The organism is Clostridium tanneri (assembly GCF_033659955.1).
Classification (GTDB): Bacteria; Bacillota; Clostridia; order Clostridiales; family Clostridiaceae; genus Clostridium_AM; species Clostridium_AM tanneri.
Map to the genome: position 1 here is coordinate 1 of NZ_JARUJP010000037.1, position 21,344 is coordinate 21,344.

Below are 21,344 nucleotides of genomic sequence, written 5' to 3' on the forward strand. Positions count from 1 at the left end.
TTATCTATAATGCTAATTTCAATTTCGTTAAGCTAATTTAAATACATCTCATGTTAAGGTTAAGCAAAGAACTAGATGGAATATTACCACCTGAAAATTGTATTTAAATACATCTCATGTTAAGGTTAAGCATATAGCTATTGATGTTTGGTTATTTGACTTACTTATTTAAATACATCTCATGTTAAGGTTAAGCGGTGTTAAAAACATTACTTGATAACTGGAGCGTTTAATTTAAATACATCTCATGTTAAGGTTAAGCAGTCAAGAAGGTTGTAAAAGAGATGAGGGAACTTGATTTAAATACATCTCATGTTAAGGTTAAGCGAAAATGATTTACTTGAGTTACAAAAGCAACTTAAATTTAAATACATCTCATGTTAAGGTTAAGCGATAAATACTTGATAGATGATGGTTTTATAGTTTTATTTAAATACATCTCATGTTAAGGTTAAGCAATAGAGGTGCTACGCCATCAATTACTATAGATAGATTTAAATACATCTCATGTTAAGGTTAAGCTTAATGAAAGACCAGATTTGAAAAATCCAAATAAAAATTTAAATACATCTCATGTTAAGGTTAAGCCTTAGAAATACTAAGGCTTTTATCCACCTTAAACGGATTTAAATACATCTCATGTTAAGGTTAAGCCTAACGAAGTGTCCTCAATGAAAGTGTTTTTTGAATTTAAATACATCTCATGTTAAGGTTAAGCCTAGATACAGCAGAGAGAATGTTAATGGAAAATAAATTTAAATACATCTCATGTTAAGGTTAAGCGATAAGCGTACATTTTGTAAGGCATAAAATAGGGATATTTAAATACATCTCATGTTAAGGTTAAGCGCCTTTAAGTATGGCTTATGTAAGAAAATATATAAAATTTAAATACATCTCATGTTAAGGTTAAGCTATATCACAGCTTCACTGGTTAAAGAAAAGATTTTAATTTAAATACATCTCATGTTAAGGTTAAGCTTTCCAGTATCATAAGTAACGTAAATATTCCCACTATTTAAATACATCTCATGTTAAGGTTAAGCCTGCATAGTATTACCTCCTATTCATAGCTTCTTATCATTTAAATACATCTCATGTTAAGGTTAAGCGAAAGAAAAATCAAAGAAATATAGAAAATATTTAAATTTAAATACATCTCATGTTAAGGTTAAGCGTTTACAATAACATTCTCATATCGTGTACTCGTTTGATTTAAATACATCTCATGTTAAGGTTAAGCTTTCAAAATCCCTTTCTATCCTTTCAAGTAATTCTAGATTTAAATACATCTCATGTTAAGGTTAAGCGACGAGGTTATCGTAAAAGATAAATATGCTAAAAACATTTAAATACATCTCATGTTAAGGTTAAGCCTAGTTTCCTCTGGAAGTGATAAAACCTCAATAAGCATTTAAATACATCTCATGTTAAGGTTAAGCTAACTACTTTCTTCTACTTGCCTAAAACAAATACGATTTAAATACATCTCATGTTAAGGTTAAGCATAAGTCTATTAAGCTTGTCGCAGCTCTTTAATATCATTTAAATACATCTCATGTTAAGGTTAAGCCACTGAAAACAGCCACTTTTCAATCCAATTATATTCCTAAACCTATTGAAAATAAATAGTTTCCCGAAACTTTTACCAGCTAAATTTCAAAATCCTAATACACCCTTTAAAAAATAGGCTCAATGCTTGTAATATCAATAGCTTATATAATTTTTTTATTTTTTATCGCTGGTAAAATTACAAAATTAAATCTTCGCCAGTAGCATTCTCTCTTACACCTAACACTTCTTCCCCAAAAACATTGTCATTAAATAACTTAATTATACATACAAAATCCTCATTTTTATCAATAACTTTATTTAAGTCTTTTCTAAGAGATATTAATTTTGAAGGTGTTATCTCTCCCCTAAAAACAGACTTCTGAAAATGAGATAAGTACTTTTTACAAACCTTAAATACCCTTTGAACTCTTTTTTCTTTCACATCATAAAAAAGAAATGCATAATTAAAATTTAAGTTCTTACTCATATTAAATGTTCTCCTTAAGACTAAATGGAATAAATTCTTTACCTTCTAAAATAAACTTTATTAACTTGTAACAATCAAGCTTTATTGCTGTTCTATAACTAACCTTTCTTTTTAACTTAGGCTGCAAAAATACAGATTCTAGTCTTTCTTCGAAGGCTTGTATGAATATATTTCTTCCCTCTTCATTTAGTAAGCAATAGTTAACCTTTTTATCAAAATGTTTAGCTACCTGCAGCTTCTTATTATTTACCAGTTCAAATATAGTTTTATAGACAATTACAGGCTTGAATACCTCACTTATATCTAAACTCAAAGAAAACCTACCTTCTGATGGTTCATGCAAAAAACTGATCCTTTGATCTAAATGAGTTCTATATATAGCTGATATGGTTTTAGTATACAATAAGGTATTTCCAAAAGATATTAATGCATTAATTGGGTTATCCGGTGGTCTTTTTACCCTTTTATTCATTATAAAATCCTCTGGTAATATATTTTTAAATTCACTATAGAACCTTTGCCACAGCTCCCCTTCTACTGCCATTAATTCTTTTATACCTTTGCTTTGTTCAACCCTTACTTTAAAGTCTCCTTTTATCCAATCAATAGTCTCCTTTACCTCTTTTTTATTGTGCTTGTAATAATGATAAAGCACCTCTCCTATGTTAGCACCTATACCTGCTACAATTGGTTTTGCTACCTCTAGCCTTCTGTTACTAAAAACATCTGCTTGTTTAATTAATAGTTTTCCACTGTTATACTGATTTTTAGGATAGAAACTTCCACTATATCCTTCATAATAATTAAAAAAGTGCATAACAATATTGTTAGCTGCTATAAAATCCAACAGCTTAGTATTTATGCTAATTTCATTTAAACAATATATCTCCTTTGTATTTTCTATGGGAATATATATGTTCTTTCCATCTTTTCTAAAACATAAAGAGTTGTCCTTTCTAGTTAACTCTCCCATAGAGGCTATATATCTTGTGCTCCCCATTTGTACCTCCTATATATAACAATATTCGTAATAGGCACATTTTTTACATTTAGGCTTGTTTAATACTTCTGGAATACTTTGTTCTTCCAGTAAAATTTTAATAGCCCTAATGTGTCTATCTAATTGCTCTAAAATTTCATCACTGAGTTCAAAATATAAAATCTTATTATTTCCTTTATTCTTTTCAACAAACTCTAGCCTTCCTTTTCTCTCTATACCTTTATCTCTTAATACCTTTAAATAATATATTAGCTGCCATTTGCAAGCCTCCACATCTGCATCTGACTTTTTTATTTCTACTAAGTATTCACTTGTAAGCTTATCAATTTTTATGTTATCTATAGTAATTTCACTATTGCTGCTCCTAGAGCTTTTTTCCTCATGAATCGCCTTCCCTATTTTTACATTCTCACTGTTATCCTCAAGATTAAGTCTATTACCATGCAAATAACACTGCCTTTTACAATGAAAATAATAATTTATTAAAGTTCCATTTACTTTCATAGTTCTATAAAATCCCCTATTCCACTAACAAATTTTTCTTTGTCAAGCTTACCATCTTTAAAATATTTATTACCCTCCTCAATGTAATAGAGCTCTCCAATTCTATCATTGTACGGAAAATTTGTATTCCATTTTATTTTATATATAAAATTATTCATATCCGCTCTTATCTTAGATAGCTTAACTCTTTTTTCTGCATAGTCCATATCAGTATCTGAAAGTAATTCTTTATACTTTTCCCATACTTCATCCCCATATATTTTTTCTCCATCACTTTTCACTAGATCGCTGCTTAGATAAACAGATATTTCCTTTCTATCGTCTGATATTAACTGCATTCTTTTATCTACTTCTCTAAAGTTCAACTTTCCAACCTCATCATAAAAGAAATTCTCAATATTTAGCCTATTGACCCCTCCAGTTATATTCTTCAACCTTTTTATAACCACGTCATAGAACCTGTCAAAATCCTTTTCTACCAATACCTTTCTTGTAAATTCATGATTTAAGGTAATGTCCTTATTGTTTCTTATATCTTCTCTGTAAATAGTTGTAGCTTCATCTAACTTAAAAAAGTAAACTATACAGCCTGACTTTTTACAGGATCTATTTATTCTTCCTAAAAATTGTTCTTCACTGTCTAGTAATGAAATGTTCTTATAGCCAATATCCATGTCAATATCTACCCCAGCTTCTACTACTTGAGTAGCTACCAATATAATTTCCTCACTTGTCTTAACTTTTTCTAATATCCTGTCTCTTTCGCTAATGTTATCATCACCAGTCATCAATTCAACTTGGCACAATACTTCTCCATCTTCTTTTAGTTTGTTATAAAATTTATAGGCATTATTCTTACTTATAAACTCCACCAATATTTTTTTATGTGCTAAACTTTTTTCTTTTACATGATGATATAACTCTTCAAATACCTCTTCAGAGGCCAATAAGGAATAATCTACCTCTACTCTATTCTTAAATATAGGATTTTTAAAATATCTATCTCTATCTTCAACAAGCCTTACCGTATTCCCCATGCTTAAAGTCAGCTTATTTAAATCTGGCAATGTAGCAGACATAATTATAAATTTAATATTTAAAAGTTTTGCATAACAGGTTAAAAAGGTTATTATTTCTCCCCAGATTAAATTTTTATAGCTCTGCACCTCATCTAGAACAATGATGCTGTTAGCTAGCTGATGCAGTGGAAAAATATCCTCTTTTGATATCCCAAAGAAATATTTAAAGAGTGTCACATGGGTAGTCAATACCATGGGGTAATTTAGAAACTGTCTGTTAAGAAGAGCTTTTTTATAATACTCTATTTGGCCATCTTCATCCTCATTTCTATAAGCTTTCTCATCTACTTTTATTGGTTCTATAGAATTTATTACAGCTATTTTATTTAGTATGCTCTCTTCCTTTTCAAAAACTTTTTCTAATGTGGTTATATTCTGCTCTACTAAAGTGTTAAAAGGATAAACATAGAATATTTTATTTTTGCTTTTGTCCTTTTCTATTAGTTTAAAGCTTAAATTAGTAGCTGCATTACTCTTTCCACTTCCTGTAGGTGCTTCTAAGTAGAATATATCCGAATCTATGTTGTTCTCTAGACTTTTCTCTGTATCTAAAAACATTTCATTCCTTAATATATTAATATCTGTTACCTTAGAAAAGTCCTTCTGTTTACCATAACTTTCTTTTTCATACTTTCTTATAAGTTTATATATGTATCCTTCTTTGTAGGTATTATAAAACTCCTCTATATTGTTAATAACACCTATATCCTTTATCTCTACTCCATCCGTAAATTCTGAAGTAGCATAGAAATCACAAGCAACAAGCATTGATAGCATAAATCTTTCATATATATACCTATATACTGAAAGATCTTTGTTTTTATTGCTATTTATCCTGTTAAATATCTTTATTATAGTTGACGCTTTTAGGCTAATTCTTCTTGCATAAGTGTATTCATGTAACCTTTTCTGACTATCTAGTAGTTTTTCTCCCTCACCATCTTCTTTGAACTTTTCTTTAAATTCCTCAAAAGAATTTAACTGTCCATGGTGCCTTGATATTACATAGGCATTCATTGTCATGAAATCCAGTAATAAATCCCTTTCTTCTCTTTTAAAATCTTTTATTATAGAAAAATAGTGATCCATATAAATAACTGATGACAACATGGAGTGATGAGAGTTACTATAGCTTTCAGCCTCTTTTATATTTAAATCATTCCCTAATCTGGCCTTTTGAAAGTATGGATTTATCTTTCCTATATCATGCAATACAAAAGTATTTAATAGCATTTCTCTAAATAGATTTGATGCTTCTTTTGAAAATCCACTAAAAAATTCTTCTTCCACTTTTTCAAATATACTACATAATCCTTTACATCTTATAATTCTAAAAAAGTATTTTATACAAAGAGCAATATGATCTTCTAAAGGTTCATTGCACTCATTTTTTATGTGAGCATATATGGAGTACTTGCTATTAGTTAACTCTTCTATTTTAAGTGTTGTAACATTATCAAAGTACATATTTTCCTCCTTTCTATATGATTAGAGGAGGGAACTCCCTCCTCCTAGATAAATACTATATTTTTATTCTGAACCCTATAAACCCTAACTTCATTAACCTTCTTTAAGTTATTATTTGTGAATATTAAAGTTTTAAATTCATACTTATTAGTTTGCTCCTCTAGTCCCATAGGTAATTTCTCTTCGTATTTAAAGATATTTATATCATCCTCTAGAGTATCAAACTCATCATATTCAATAAATTGAAAATCATCTTTTAAGAATAAACTATTAATATTACTAAACTCATTTGCTTCACCAATATCTTTTATAAGGTTTACTTTAGTTATATCTGCTAAATGATCATTCTTTCCCAAATAAGGTATGTAAACAAAATTTCTTCCCAATAAGGCTTTAGCTAGCTTTTTTCCTTCTTCGTCTTCGATTGCTACATAAATATCCCAGCTTGGATTTTCAAGCCACTGCTCTTTTACTATTAAATTGCCTCCCTGCTCTTTCGAAGCGTATCCAACAGAATTATTAAAAACTTGAACCTTTTTATTTATATTCACTTCCATAGGTGTTATTGCTATCTTTAGATGCTTTAACTTAGAATAAAATTCAGGATACTGATATTCTCCCTTTTCTCCAATTTCCTTAAAGTCCTTATTATATCGCTTAAGAAAATCCATCTGATTATAACCTTTATATCCTAATACTGCCCCAAAGATTCCAAGAAGAGCTACTCGGTGAATATTTCCATAGGTAAAATATAAATAACTGTTTACCTCTGGCTTTTTGAAAAAAGCAAACCTGCCTCCTAAGTTAAATTTTATAACCTCCATGTACTACACCTCTTGCTTCGTAAATATATTGTATTTCTTACACTCCTCTATATCTGTATTAATTTCTGTAGTATATGGATTGTAATATATTTCTACAGATATAATTCTGTCTCTTAAAGAATTTATCAGCTCTCCACAGTTTATACTAATTGTGTTTTTCCCTTCCCTCTTTTCAAATTCCACATATTGACATAGATTAGGAAGATATAAATTACTCTTAGTTTCAACAAATAGTGCAAATTCATTTTCGCAGCCTACCTTAGAATTTGTTGCAAAGGATGTCGCTGCACATATTGAAGCTTCCTTAAATTTTCTATAGTCCTCTTCTGTATAGCCTTCTGTAACTCCTAATTCTGCAAATTCCTTATAAGCTAATGGGTTAACAGTAAATGGGTAAAAATAATGTGCCTCGTTACTTACAATTTTAGTTCCTAATGTAGAACTCTTCGCTTCTTCCTGATCTTCTTTCTTATTTCCTTTATCTGATGCATCTCTAAAAGGAGATAATATTTGCTGTTCTTCTGCATAAGAATCTTCATGTTTATTAAAGCCTTGACCAATCTGTACCGCTCCTGTTATTGATATGTTATTTCCTTCTTCTGCAAAAGTAGCTCCAAAATTCTTTACATCTATAGCTGAAAACAAATTAGTCAGTACTTTTTTACTGTCCTTATTTTTCTTTAAATCCTCTTCATTGAAGATATACTCATACCTCTCTTTAAGTGATCTTGGTATTAATTCTACTTCTCCTTTCTTTCCTTCTGATAACTTCATTGATTTTATATATAATACCTTTTCTCCTTGATTGTCCCACATTTTTTTCATAGGATACTTAAAGGCCTTATCGCTGCCAAAAACTTCTCCACTAGAAGTAGTTTTAGGATAACCTGTAAAATCAGCGTTCCAGTTTGCCATTATTGATGATATTCCTAAAATCCCATAAACTCTTTTATTCATTATTTTTTAACCTCCTCATCCTTTTCATATAATAAATTACTATGTAAGTATCCTGCTATAATCATGTCTTCATCAACCTTTTCATCCGGTTGGTACCCAAGTATCATTTTATAAATATTATTAAATCTGAATCCTTCTATATTATAATTATATCTTTTAAATAACAATTCTAGTTTATATTTAATTACCTTATCTTTGTTAACGTTTATGAACTGATTAATGTAAGAAAGTGGCTTTTTCTTAGCTTTACTTTTTGATATAAAAAAACTTACTAACTGCCCAACAGCAAAATAATACTCTCTATCTCCTTCTATACTTACAAAAACTTTATCATCTTTGTTATTTATTTTTTTTCTTAAATTTTCTTTTATATTAAATATAATATCAGCCATTTTCTCTTCCTCCCCAAAATGATCCATTAAGGAAATTCTTAAATTAAACTGGTCAGCTACCTTAGTCATATCTCCGTTTTTTATAGAACCCTTTACCAAACTTAAAGACACCTTATTTAAAAGCTGCCAGATATTTTTGTCTACACCTTTATAAAACCAATTAAATAATGCTGTTCTAGCCGTAAAAAGGTTGTTTTTCAGTACCTCATCATTAATATGTATTTCTTTAGTAGCTGTAAAATAGTTAGATACTAATTTTTTGCTGAATAGTATTTCATTAATAATTTTTTGCATACTTTCTAGCGTTTTATATGTGTCATATACTCCATTTAATTTATCATAATCAATTTCCAATATGTTTTTGTATTCAAATGTCTTAATAAGTTCTGGTCTATAATTAGAAATTATATCAAAATCTAATATTTCAGCTTCTGTTTTTATCTTGTCTTGATGTTTTTTTATTCTAAAATACATTCCTTTGAATTCTTTATTAGGTAAAACTTCTTTTTCTAAAGATAAAATCTTATCATCAAACATATAAATATTGTTTCTTCCAACTAAACTTTGATTTAGTAAATAATCAAAAAACTTTTTTTGCAATAATACTTCCTTCTGACTAATTAAATATGGAGCTGTTTCCTTTCTCGTATTATTTCCCAAATAAGGTTTTTTAGAATTCAGACCCATGTTATCATTAGGCAATCCATAAATTGTATCATTAATTACGTTATTATAATCATTTTTAGCATAAACTTTTGGTATTAGATACCTCTTTACTTCTTTTTCATACTCCTCATAAGAATATAGAAAAAACACCTTTAGATAGTTTTTTTCTGATTTACTATATATAAAATTAAATATGTTTTCTTTTATCCATGCTCTTATCTTATTAAGTTTCTCCTTGTCTATAAGACCTATCTCCTTTTCAACAGTCCTATATATCTCAGCAGTCTTTTCACTATATTTTTTATGTAAATCTTCTAATGAATCATAATATCTATCTATTATCTCATTGCTTAGTTTCTTATTAGCTATGTTATCTTTTTTAATAAAAAATGATAAATAGTTGTTACTTGATATCATTTTATTATCAATTGGCTTATTATTAGTTAAAATATTACTATTATAATCAGCAAAACAGATAAATGGAATATATTTATTTGTTCTATCTATATCCTTTATTTCTTTATTTAGCTTTATATCTATGATCTCATCTACTTCAAAGCTACCACCTTTAGGTTTAACAATTACATAAGTTCCATCAGCAGGTATATAGCTATCTAAAATCAGAGAATCTCCTTTTTCGTCATATTCCTTTTTAAATATTTCCAGTGCTTGATTTAACACAAAACCACCTCCCTACAGCCATTTATAATTTACATACCCTGCACCCCTAGCATTCATTTCTAAAACTCCGGTTCCAAGGGACATATATGCAATATCTTGAGATATCTTTTCATCACTTATATGTATTGATATTTTATCTCCTAGTATTTTTTTACCTTTATAATTAATAGCCACAGGTTTATGATTTTTAAATTCAATTGAAGTGTATAATTGGAACTCCTCATTTACCTTTGTATTCATAAGTAAATTATATTTCTTTATTAGATTTTCCTTAAGTCTTCTTTCAAAATCCGTCAACGAAAGCTTTCCTTTCCAATACCCTCCATCATTTTTTAAAACAACTGGAGTAATGGAGTATATTTTTTCTATATGTTTTTTAGGCACGATTCTAATTTTTGCTGTTAACCCTTTAATTGAATCATTGAAATGGTTTACTAGTTTTGTGTAAAAAAAGTCAGCTAAATTTTTATCTATAGTTCTTAATTGAATTGTGTATGTTTTTCCTTGTTTGTATTTCTTATCTTGCTCGATGGGATAGAATGAATTGAAACAGTAGTTTTTATATATATTTTGATTATGTAGCTCCAATAATTCTGGTACTTTTGACATACCACTATCAATAAAACCCGATATTTTTATAAAGACATTCTCTGAGCTAATCTCTTCTAGTAAGAATACTAGAAGGGATATTTCATATACCTTCATATAATCCCCTCCTAATCATTATATTAACTTTTTTGTAGTAATTTGTAAATAACATTTCTTCAATATCCTTTTCTAGACATATAATTTCACTATGTTTCACAAATTGGTTCACTATAAAAGCCTACATTTATACACGCAAGTTAACATAATGCATACCTTTAAATCACTGTCATTTTTTAATATTTACTTGTCTCCGTAAAAAGCACACAATTTTAGGTTTTTATCCAAAAATATGTACCTTGCACATAAATGACCCTTCCTCACTTTCATTGATACAATAACCTCATATCATACTAAAACTGAAGGAAACGATATTAAAGAACAAACAATATAGTTCAGAATTTAAACTAGAGGTAGGAAAGAGAATATAGAAAACTACTACTAATTTTGATCATAAACTTCCAGTAGTAAAAAATATCCTTAATGGAGAGTTCACTGTAAGCAACTCTAGTGAAAAAATGGTTAGTGACATGCCCTAGCTATGTACAGACGAAGGTTGATTCTATATAGCTGGAATTATGAACTTATATGAACAAAAAATTATTAAATTCTCAATGAGTGAGAGAATAACAGAAAGTCCGGTTATAGCTTCGCTAAATGACGCTTATAAAAGTGCTGAAAAGCTTACTAAATATTATTTTGCACTTAGACAGAGGATTTTAATATTGTTAAAGAGTATAATTTTATCTACAGCATATCATGTGAAGGCAGCTACTGAGACAATGCTTCTATGAAATCATTCTGGAGCAAACTTAAATGCCAATGGCTTTATAAAAACAACTTTAAAACCCGATATAAAGCTATAGCAACTGTACTTGAATATGTTGGGATATTTTGTAGTAATGAAAGAATTCACACCTCAAGCGGTTATTTAACTCCAGGGGAGTTTTGTAGTAGGATAGGAAAAAGGTAAAATATTAAATACATCTCATGTTAAGGTTTAGCATGAATAACATTGTATTCAAATAGACATCTTACTTATTAAATACATCTCATGTTAAGGTTTAGCACTGTAAAATAGCCATTTCTTTTTTCATTATACCCTCATCCCTGTTGAAAATAAAAGAGGTTCTTAAAATTTTACCAGCTATTTTTCATTTCTAAGAAAACGAAATTTAAAAGTCCCTTCTCTCCTTATTTCTTAAGGCCTTAAATACATTTTATTTTTATATATTGCTGGTAAATTATTAATCTTATTAGTCACCCCACACTTTACAATGGTTTGTTTTAACTTTTCTTGACTTTATGAAATCCAATATTACAGGATATGACCAATATAAATCACATCGTGCTAGGAATTGCTGTATGTGTTAGTTCAGTAGCAGCATTACCACTCTACCCATATAAAAAAGAATCTAAGTAGGCTTGCCACCTAGATTCCTGTAGCCCTCTTCATTGCATTGATAAAATTTCCCGTCTTAATTCTTTGTACTGTTTGTAAGCTGATAAACCGTACTACTTACCATAGAATCTTCTACAGAAGCATCTCCTCCTAAAACATCTATCTCAGTTACAATTCCTGATTTAGATGCCACAAATGAACTTGTTACAGGCGGAACTCCTTCGTTAGACAGTAAGATTATTGGTTCTGAATTCAAAGCACAGTATGCTGTTCCAGATAAGGCGTCTGGAAAGTTATCTCCAGATGCTACACAAATTTTACTGAAACTAATATCACTTGAAAATTTATTTATGATATTAACATTTCTCTCAAATTTATTCTTACCTGTTATTCTTTCCACTGCTGGGAATTGATTAGCTACATTATCACTAATTACATCTGTATCTCCTAATACTATTGTTTTAGTTATTTTATTATTAGCCAAATAATTTTTAACAGCATCTGGTACAGTATCCTTTGGCACTAGTATAATTGGTATTCCTGCTTTAGCAGCCATAGGTGCTGCACTTAACCCATCGCTAAAATCAGTTCCAGTTGTTATAATAATCTCACCATTGTTACCTACTCTATTTGCTATGCTTATAGATGTATCATATCTAGTTGGACCAGATAATCTAACAATATCTAATCCTTTAGTTCTTATAGCAGCTTCTACCTTTAAAGACAGTGATCCTTGTCCACCTACCAGTATGGCATATTTAGCTTTTAACCTATCTATCTGTGATGATACCTGTGGTAATAAACTGTCTCGAGTATTTAGCAATATTGGTGCATTGTACTTTTTAGCTAATGGTGCTGCGCCTAAGGAGTCAGGAAAGTCTTCTCCTGAAGCTATTACTACATAATCACTTTGAGTCCAACCTTTTTCACATATTTTTGCTGATGTATCGTATCTATCAGCTCCCCACATTCTATTAGTTGTAATGGTAGTACCTACTGGATACTTTTCATATAATTTCATATATTCTACAATAATATCTATTGCTTCTTGTCTCATATCTTTTGCAAGGGTTTTATCATCTAAAACACTTGCTGTATTAGTCCAAATCCTTCCCCAATCCTCACTGGTAATAGCTTGTCCCTTTATAATGCTTCTAACTATTGCAATTGTAAAACTAGTGTTATTTTTTTCGTAAGCTTTCTCCATTAATGGCAAGGCCTTATCAACATGAAAATAATCATCTAAAGCCATCATATAGCTTATACAGAAAATTTCATCTCCAGACAGCGACTCTATATCTAGTTTGTCTATACTATTTGAATAAATTAACTTAACATAGTTTTCTGCATTATTTTTACCTTCTAAGTCCCAACCTAATGCATTAATAACTGCTGCTTTAACATCAATAGGATTTTTACTTGAGTGTAAATAATTAGCTATTTCTTGGTCTACAGCTCCCTTTTCTTTAGCTGTTTTTACAATACTAACATCAGTATAAGCTCTATAAAAGTCAGTAGATGTTACTGGCGAATCCGCAAATACAGTAACTGGATTCATTGAAAAAAATGCTAATGCCATGATAAATAAACTAAAAACATATTTTTTAATACCCATTTTTATCCCCTCTTTTTTACATGTTTTACATATATTATACACTGTAAATAGTAATACTACAATTAATACAGCCCATTTAAAGAATTAGTGATGCTGCTGTATCTATTTTTTTATAAATACAATAAACATAGGCATTGATTAATTCTTTTGTATAACCTTTATCTTTCATACCTAAAAACAAAGAGTGCTGTCATACTTAGAAATTTTCTAACTGTGAGACAGCACTCTTTGTAATCAATCTAGGGGGTCTACTTTTTAGTAGATCCTTTTCATTAGATTTTAATTTCTTTGGTTATATACCATATTTCAAAAGAAGTTATTCTGATGAATGGTTGTAAATACCTAGCTTTTAATATACTTTTTAATTTGTTATATTAAATATACAATAATTTCTCATATCGTAGATTCAATTTATTTTTGCTAAATATTAATATCCGATCAAAGTCCTTAAAGTACTTTGTCTGCCTGACACATAATTTAAAATCTCTGTTGCATCTTGGGAAGTTATCTTTCCATCTCCATTTACATCCGCTGCTATTAGTTTTGCTTCACTCGTAATTACAGATGTTCTTCCTAACACATATTTATTGATTAAGTTGGCATCTGCTGATGTAATCTTGCCATCTCCATCTACATCTCCATAAATACCAAACATTATCTTTCCATTAGTCCCTTGAATATTACTACTTGAAACTCCTGTTATAAAGCTAAAAGAGCCTGTCCCTATCTCTATATTAGTCTCATCAGATACAAAGGTTGGTTTAGTGACGAAATTCAACTTAAATAAAACTCCTTTATTTGCATTATAAATTGCTGCTAAATCCTCTGTAAAAGTTCCACTCCAAGTTAAAGTCACCCTTTCCTTTGAACCATCAGCTACCGGTGCTCCTATCGTCGGTTTGGTCATACCACTAGAACTATCTACTGTTACTTCCTCTACTTTTGTTGGGTCATAAAGCACATCAAAAGAGTAGCCTGTAAGGTTCTTTGAAAAGCTTTTAGAATCTATAACAAAAGGTATCTTTGCATTTGCAAATTCTGGTTTCTTATCTGCTCTTCCTAATCCTCTTCCAGCGGTTACTGAGATAGGTGGAGTTGATACCAATTCATATTCATAAGCACCCAAGTCCACAGTTCCGTTTACTATACGAGAATTACTTCCCAGACCCTGTGTTCCATGAGCATAAGTATTATTCCCCTGATCAATAGCTGTTGTTGCAGTGCTTGACAAATGAAAATCACCACTCCTTGGATTTACGAATATATTTGTTCCAGATCTAAGGTTGATTCCACTGTTAACTATGGTATTACCTTTATAATTTGCAATATCACTTATAACTCCGTTAGCAGTATTATTTATAATAATATTATTATGCTCATCATAGGTATTACCTAATGAACTTCCTCCTCCAAGTATAACAACTGCTCCACTAGCTGGACCACTACTATTAATTAAACTATTACCATAAAAAGTATTATTATATGCTTTGATATGACCACCATTTAAGTACATTGCACTACTGTAAGCTTGAAGAGAATTTCTTGCAGTTGATGCATTATTGTAAAATAATGAATTAGTTATATAAACAGAATCTTCAGCAGAAACATAAAGTGCTGCTACAGCAGATAGATTGTTTCCATCACTCTTAATGGACGAAAGAGTATTATTGGAAAAAATACATCTATCTATGTTGACTAAATAAGGTTCTGCATTTGCACTAAGTGACACAATGCCACCCTGAAAAGAGGCCTCATATGAATTCACTTCAAATATATTATTTATTAAATTTATGTTGCTGTAGTTTCCACCTGTTGCAATGGCACAACCAAAAAGATCGTAACTGGAATCATTAACAGATGATAAGTAAAAACCCGTAAATTTCAAATTGCTTATGCTGAAGTTTCCAGATCCGGTAGCTAATATTCCAGTATGACCATTGCCATTTATAGTTATACTAGGAGCCCCTGATACATCTGTTAGTCCTGTAAGAGTAAAGCTTCCAGAATTGTTACCAAGTGATACACTACTCCAATTATTGCTATTCCATGTTGTCAAGTCAGATAATAATGTAATAGTTGATCCCGCCAGTGATGGATTGAAAGTTATATCGCCATTACCGTCTATGCCAGCTTGAGTAATAGCCCACCGTAAAGAACCATTGCCACTATCATCTGTATTAGTAACTGTATAAGACGCCGCATAGACTTCTGTAGTATTTATGGTTAAAATAAACATAAATAAGATTGATGAAAAGATTATTGATGATAAATTCAATATTTTTACTAACTTTTTCATATCACTCATCTCCAATTAATATCCAAATAAAGTTTTTAAAGTACTTAATTTTCCTGAAATATAATTTAAAATTTCTGTTGCGTCTGCGGATGTTATATGCCCATCTGCATTTACATCTGCTGCTGTTTCTTTTACTTCTCCTGTAATAAAACTCTTTCTTCCTGTAGTATACTTGTTAACTAAGTTACTGTCTGCTGAAGTTATTTTTCCGTCTCCATCTATATCTCCATAAATACCAAACATTATCTTTCCATTAACCCTTACAATATTACTACTTGAAACTCCTGTTCCAAAGTTAAAACTACCTGTCCCAACTTCTATGTTAGTTCCATCTGCCACAAAGTCTGGTTTAGTAACGAAATTCAACTTAAATAGAACTCCTTTATTTGCATTATAAATTGATACTAAATCCTCTGTAAAAGTTCCACTCCAAGTTAAAGTTACCCTTTCTTTTGAGCCATCGATTACTGGTGCTCCTATCGTTGGTTTAGTCATGCCACTAGAAGTATCTACTGTTACTGTCCCTACTTTTGTTGGATCATAAAGAATATCAAAAGAATAACTTGTAAGATCCTTTAAAAAACTTTGAGAGTCTATAAAAAAAGGTATCTTTACATTTGCAAATTCTAGTTTCTTATCAGCTCTTCCTAATCCTCTTCCAGCGGTTACTGAAATGGTAGTTATTTCCAACAGCTTTATATTATTGTCGGATACTCCTGACTGCATACCATCTAATATTAATGTGTCGTTACCTTTAGCTGTTACTTTGTAAGTATAAGCTCCGTTTCCTAGTGATAAAATAGTATCTGTAAAATCTTGGCCATTTGCGATATTTGCTGCAAGTACATTTAATGGAGAACCTTGCTCTACTCCTTCCTTGTACAACTGTACATCATAACTTAAGGCATTTGTAACTGCATCCCAATGTGCTATATTACCAGTCCATAGGAGACCTGTAGATACCGTACCAAGTTGTACTACTGTTTGCGATGGCGATGGAGCTGACTGAACGCTATCCAGATAACTTATTCTGTCTCCCTTTGCCACAACTTTAACAGTATAATTCCCTACCCCTGCTGCCCTCATATCTGATATAAAACTATGGGTTGTTGTGTTAGCATTCTTTAAAACGACATTTCCTTGAGGGACACCATCCTTATAAAGCTGTAGTTCGTAACCTGATTCATTGTATATATCATCCCAACTAGCTATTCCTAGTGGAGAAAGCTGCACATTTGTAACTTGCTGTAGTTGGGTTGTTATTATTGGATTTGAAAAGTCAATCTGATCAATAAATACCGCAAGAATTTTGTTATCTGCCACAGTAAACCTTACTTGGTCGATATTATTCCAGTCACTACCAAAGGTTAAAAGCCCTGCATTAGCCATATTACCTGAGCTCACTTCCTCTGCAGGTGTTGTCTGCCTATTATAAATAATTGATGCGTTTCCCAATCCATAAGTACCACTTGCTGTAAAGTTAACGGTAGCACTTACCTTTTGCACTCCATTATCATAACCACTAATTATATATTTTTCAGCAGTTCCAGAACCACCACCCCAAACCTCTGCTCTTAGAGAAAGCACTTTAAAATTATTCGTATTGTTTGCAGAAGCAAATTGGAAATATGTTCCCGTATTGGTTCCATACCAATTACTTGATAATCCATTCCCTATTCCTAGCGTTGGTAAGTTTCCTGTTATATTACTGATTGTATCTACTCTCAATGCATCATGTGTTGAATCTGTTGAGTAAATTACTCCATTCAGGTTCAAAAAAGGATTATCTTGTATAGGACTTTCTTGAATAGGAATAGAATCAAAATTCTGGTCAGCAGGAGCCACTGCAAGGACACAATTGTAATTTAGCATAGTAATGAATAAAGCAACAGCCAAACCAGTGAGAGTCTCTTTAACTCTAATCTTCTTTAAAAAAGGATAACTTTCATTGATGTCTCTTATTGTTTTTAACATGTTACTACCTCCTAATTTTAATAAAAGCAGATGCAGTATTTATTTTCCTACATCTGCTCTTGTTAAAAGACTTTTTTAGCGAATTAATTGTAAGTATATTACAAACCTATTTTCTGATACAGTTATCCTGTTGCCTTAGCTCTATTAGTATTAATGTCCAAGAGGATAGTCAACTTTTGAACACCTTGTTACTTTATTTGACCCTTCTTCTACTTCTACCACTTCTATGATATCTCCAGTGTTCAAATCTATAATATTGTCTGCACCATAGTCTATTTCCGTCCACTGACCACTAGATAGTTCAATTGTTTCATCTATTTTAGTTAGAGGCGTACTTGAACTTATAAATCTGCAATATAATTTTCTGCCTACAATAAGTTGCGTACCTACATATACATCTAATTGGTCCTCTCCATATGTCATTGATGCATTTACACTTAAAGGAATAGCTATGTCCTGTGAACCGTTTGCTGCAGTGTTATTATTTATAAAAGTATAGTTGTCTCTATTTAATATAGATTCATCACCAATTGACATAGCAACTCCCCCACCGGAACCTTCAGCATAGTTATTCTCTATTCGTGAATTATATATTGCTATAGTACAATTTTCACCATATATAGCTCCACCATCTCCATTTTCTCCCCTAGCTGAATTTTTTTCAAAGTACGATGAACGTTCTATTGAATTATACGAACCTGGAGCAGCATATATTGCACCTCCAAAACCAATCGATTCATTTTCTGTAAAGCTTGAACCAAGAACCCTTAAAGTTCCTTTATTATTAATAGCACCTCCAAAGCCAGTTGACTTATTATTAGAGAAGGTTGATTGGAAAACTTCTAATTTTCCTTCATTGTAGATAGCTCCACCAGAATAGTCTGAATTAGCATCTGTTCCATTAATAATATTTAAATTACCTATTAACAATTCACCATTTGAATCAATATTGAATATCTGAGTCGTATTGCCACCACTCAACGTTATATTACTATCAATAGTAGATCCAGTAAATATGGAGGCCCTACCATCTATTACAATTCTTTTACTAATATTTAAGCTTTTATTAAGTGGATGTAATTCCAATCCCCTGACAAAGGTAATTACGCTTCCATCCTCTGCACTTTTTACTACCTCACTTAAGGTTCCTTTACTGCCATCGTCAATAGCTTTATAGACAACATTTGTTTCTATTCCATAGGTTTTTCCATTTGTAAGACCTGTGATTTGTGTAACTCCTGGGTCTAATGGTGCTATTTGTGATAAATCTGTTGTTAGAGTTCCTGTTCTAGTTGTATACATAAATACAGGTTGAATTCCTGGCATTCCTACCATGCCTGTTGGCAATTCTGTTACTTTATACACTTCTCCCGCCTTTAATCCAGTTATAACAGTGTTTCCTGCAGTTGCTGCTCCTACATTTGGACCTGGCAGAAGTGTAATTTCTGTTGCTGTTGGCGTTGTTGGTGCTGGTTCTGCAGTTTCGCTACTTTCCACAGCTCCAATATCAACATGGTTGCCTTGCCTACGTGGCAAGCCTCTTTGATCTGTTTCCGAAACTCCGTTGTCATCACCTGCATCAATCACTGGACTTCCTACGTTTGGCATCATGGTTTGGGTTGTGCCACCATTATTTTGCAGTTGTCCAAGATTTGCACTTTGTCCAATTATATTATTACTACCGCTTACCAAGTTATAGCCGTGAATAGTTGAAATTAAGGAATTATTTGCATTTACTGAAGCGCTTATATCCTCTGTACCATTATCTGATACTATTGTATTTTTTAATGTTACATTTGCCTCAGTTCCCGCACAAATTCCGCCGCCTACTCTAGCAGTGTTACCACTAATCGTTGAACTATTCACTATGAGATCATCACTCTCGATCCAAATTGCGCCTCCAAAGCCTTCTGATCCTGCGGAATTGCCGCTAAAGGTTGAGTTGTTTACTGTTATATTTGCATCTAAGTATCCATATATTGCTCCCCCAATAGCTGGTATTGCCTCACTACCAGCCTTATTGCCACTAAAGGTTGAGTTGTTAACTACTAATGTAGAACCCTGCCATGATGTAATTGCTCCTCCTGAGAAAAATGCACTGTTCTGATAAAAGTTAGAATTATTTACTATTAGGTTTCCTAAATTATGAATAGCTCCACCGCGATTATCTGGATTATTTTCATCATCTAGGTATATGCTATTGTTATCTGTACCCTTTGTAAAGTTTAAGTAGGACAGCTCAACATTTTTTCCAGCTCCAATATTAAATATTCTATTATTGTCGTTTCCACTTATAGTTAAGACACCTCTAGTATCTCCTACTATTTTAATGTCTTTATCAATATCAATATGACTTAAAAGTATAATTGTTCCATTTAAATTTTGGTCAAAAGTTATAGTATCTCCGTCTTTTGCTTTTTCAACTACTTTTCGCAGAGATCCCTCACTATTATCATCATTTAGGTTATAAACAATATTGCTAATTACTTCTGCTGCATATGACTTTTCAGTTCTTACACTTTCCAGTTTTTCGGGGCTTGTTGTACTTACATATACCTTTCCTGCTTCCACCCCTAGTTGAGGTACAGTTATCGTTGCCATTGAGAATGATCCAACTCCCATTGCTATAGCTTCTCCTAGCAATGTACCTCCTGTCAATGAGTCATATACCCTTACTTTATCTCCTGCATTCACTCCTGATACTACTATAGTATCGGGAGTTCCTAGATTATTATTTGTTACTGTTATGTTGTCTGCCAATGGTGCTTCTGTATGTTCTATTGCCATTCCTATGGTATATTCTGCGCTACTTCCATCTTCTGCTGTTACCTTTATCACCATCGTTGAGGTTACATCTGTAGTTGCTTCATCTGTTACTGCATTTCCCCCTGCAGTTTCTAATATTTCCACTCTTGCCTTTTGTGATACTGTTACCCCTGTCTTTAATTCACTTACCTTTGTTCCCCTTGCTAATTCTGTTATAGCTCCATTTGTTAATGTTCCTATTGTTGTTCCTATTATCTCTTTTTCACTACTTAATACTGGACTTCCAACTACTACCTTTATAGAAGGAACTACATTCCCTGAATTCTCCATTCCATCAGATAGCCTGAATGTTCCTATTATTGTGTAAGTTCCTGGAACACTTGAATTATAATTGGTGTTATCTAAATTCCAACTTACATCAATATCCATAGGCATTTGGAATGGTAATGGTCCTGGAGGAATTATTAAAGCATGTGCTTTACTAGGTAAATTTACAGAAGATAACGGTGTATTAAATGCTACATTTATATCTTCCATTGGTAAAACATTAACTATTCTCGAAGTTGGTGCTTTTACTATCACCTTTACTGATGCAGTAAGGTTTCCTGTATTTGTTACATTCGCTGGGTTTGTTATTGTTCCTGTTAATGTATATGTTCCAACTATACTTCCGTTATAGCTTGATGTATCCCATGTTACATCAGCTTGAACAGTACTTCCATCGTCTAAAGTTATACCTACAGTAGCTGGCAATCCGAATGCACCTGTTCTGTAAGGTACAGTTATGTCCAGAGGGTTAGTTACAAGAGTTATATTCTTAGTAGTAACAATAGGAGATTCAACTGTAACATTTATAGAAGCTTGTAAATTATTGTTGTTTGTTACGTTCTCTGGACTTATTATTGTTCCTGCTAATGTATATGTTCCTGCTGTACTTCCATTATAGCTTGATGTATCCCATGCTACGTTTGCATTTACAGTACTTCCATCTCTCAATGTTATTTCCACTGTAGTTGGCAGATTTAATAAATCTAC

At 31.5% G+C, this 21,344-nt stretch carries 14 protein-coding genes and 1 CRISPR repeat array; of the genes, 2 read left to right on the plus strand and 12 right to left on the minus strand.

What is annotated here, in order from left to right; genetic code table 11:
* Nucleotides 1–35 precede the first annotated feature (35 nt).
* Nucleotides 36–1,573: direct repeats of the CRISPR family, unit length 30 nt; unit sequence ATTTAAATACATCTCATGTTAAGGTTAAGC.
* A 177-nt stretch (nucleotides 1,574–1,750) separates the two neighbouring features.
* The 8 genes from cas2 to cas6 are packed head-to-tail and all read right to left on the minus strand — an operon-like array spanning nucleotide 1,751 to nucleotide 10,316.
* The gene (cas2, locus tag P8V03_RS17975; protein ID WP_318799225.1) at nucleotides 1,751–2,041 is read right to left on the minus strand and encodes a CRISPR-associated endonuclease Cas2; all 291 of its coding nucleotides are present in this window, start codon (nucleotides 2,039–2,041) and stop codon (nucleotides 1,751–1,753) included.
* Nucleotide 2,042: 1 nt separating this feature from the next.
* Nucleotides 2,043–3,041: a type I-B CRISPR-associated endonuclease Cas1b gene (gene cas1b / locus P8V03_RS17980; RefSeq protein ID WP_318799226.1), complete on the minus strand. Its 999-nt coding sequence runs from the start codon at nucleotides 3,039–3,041 to the stop codon at nucleotides 2,043–2,045.
* 9 nt (nucleotides 3,042–3,050) lie between these two features.
* Nucleotides 3,051–3,545 carry a CRISPR-associated protein Cas4 gene (locus P8V03_RS17985; protein ID WP_318799227.1) on the minus strand — a complete coding sequence of 165 codons (495 nt, stop codon included), beginning with the start codon at nucleotides 3,543–3,545 and terminating at the stop codon, nucleotides 3,051–3,053.
* Nucleotides 3,542–6,091: a CRISPR-associated helicase Cas3' gene (cas3, locus tag P8V03_RS17990; RefSeq protein WP_318799228.1), complete on the minus strand. Its 2,550-nt coding sequence runs from the start codon at nucleotides 6,089–6,091 to the stop codon at nucleotides 3,542–3,544. The genes P8V03_RS17985 and cas3 overlap by 4 nt, the downstream gene beginning before the upstream one ends.
* A 44-nt stretch (nucleotides 6,092–6,135) precedes the next feature.
* A complete protein-coding gene (cas5b, locus tag P8V03_RS17995; RefSeq protein ID WP_318799229.1) occupies nucleotides 6,136–6,915 on the minus strand; it encodes a type I-B CRISPR-associated protein Cas5b in 780 nt (259 codons plus the stop codon).
* A 3-nt stretch (nucleotides 6,916–6,918) separates the two neighbouring features.
* Nucleotides 6,919–7,872: a type I CRISPR-associated protein Cas7 gene (locus P8V03_RS18000; RefSeq protein ID WP_318799230.1), complete on the minus strand. Its 954-nt coding sequence runs from the start codon at nucleotides 7,870–7,872 to the stop codon at nucleotides 6,919–6,921.
* Complete coding sequence (locus P8V03_RS18005; RefSeq protein ID WP_318799231.1) at nucleotides 7,872–9,611, minus strand: type I-B CRISPR-associated protein Cas8b/Csh1; 1,740 nt, start codon at nucleotides 9,609–9,611, stop codon at nucleotides 7,872–7,874. The genes P8V03_RS18000 and P8V03_RS18005 overlap by 1 nt, the downstream gene beginning before the upstream one ends.
* A 12-nt stretch (nucleotides 9,612–9,623) precedes the next feature.
* The gene (cas6, locus tag P8V03_RS18010; RefSeq protein ID WP_318799232.1) at nucleotides 9,624–10,316 is read right to left on the minus strand and encodes a CRISPR-associated endoribonuclease Cas6; all 693 of its coding nucleotides are present in this window, start codon (nucleotides 10,314–10,316) and stop codon (nucleotides 9,624–9,626) included.
* Nucleotides 10,317–10,834: 518 nt separating this feature from the next.
* Here cas6 and P8V03_RS18015 point away from each other — a divergent pair.
* Both P8V03_RS18015 and P8V03_RS19225 read left to right on the plus strand, forming a co-directional pair.
* Nucleotides 10,835–11,050, plus strand: coding sequence for a hypothetical protein (locus tag P8V03_RS18015; RefSeq protein WP_318799233.1), 216 nt, complete (start codon nucleotides 10,835–10,837; stop codon nucleotides 11,048–11,050).
* Entirely contained in the window at nucleotides 11,047–11,229 is a 183-nt protein-coding gene (locus P8V03_RS19225; protein ID WP_428978988.1) for an IS3 family transposase, read from the plus strand. Before P8V03_RS18015 ends, P8V03_RS19225 begins: the two co-directional genes overlap by 4 nt.
* Nucleotides 11,230–11,734: 505 nt before the next feature.
* Here P8V03_RS19225 and P8V03_RS18020 read toward each other — a convergent pair.
* The 4 genes from P8V03_RS18020 to P8V03_RS18035 form a co-directional block, all read right to left on the minus strand.
* Nucleotides 11,735–13,273, minus strand: a complete 1,539-nt coding sequence (locus P8V03_RS18020) for a cell wall-binding repeat-containing protein (protein ID WP_318799234.1) — start codon at nucleotides 13,271–13,273, stop codon at nucleotides 11,735–11,737.
* 427 nt (nucleotides 13,274–13,700) lie between these two features.
* Entirely contained in the window at nucleotides 13,701–15,569 is a 1,869-nt protein-coding gene (locus P8V03_RS18025; RefSeq protein ID WP_318799235.1) for a dockerin type I repeat-containing protein, read from the minus strand.
* 15 nt (nucleotides 15,570–15,584) lie between these two features.
* Nucleotides 15,585–17,543, minus strand: a complete 1,959-nt coding sequence (locus P8V03_RS18030) for a dockerin type I repeat-containing protein (protein ID WP_318799236.1) — start codon at nucleotides 17,541–17,543, stop codon at nucleotides 15,585–15,587.
* A 150-nt stretch (nucleotides 17,544–17,693) separates the two neighbouring features.
* The coding region (locus tag P8V03_RS18035; protein WP_318799237.1) for an Ig-like domain-containing protein at nucleotides 17,694–21,344 on the minus strand (3,651 nt) is incomplete at its 5' end.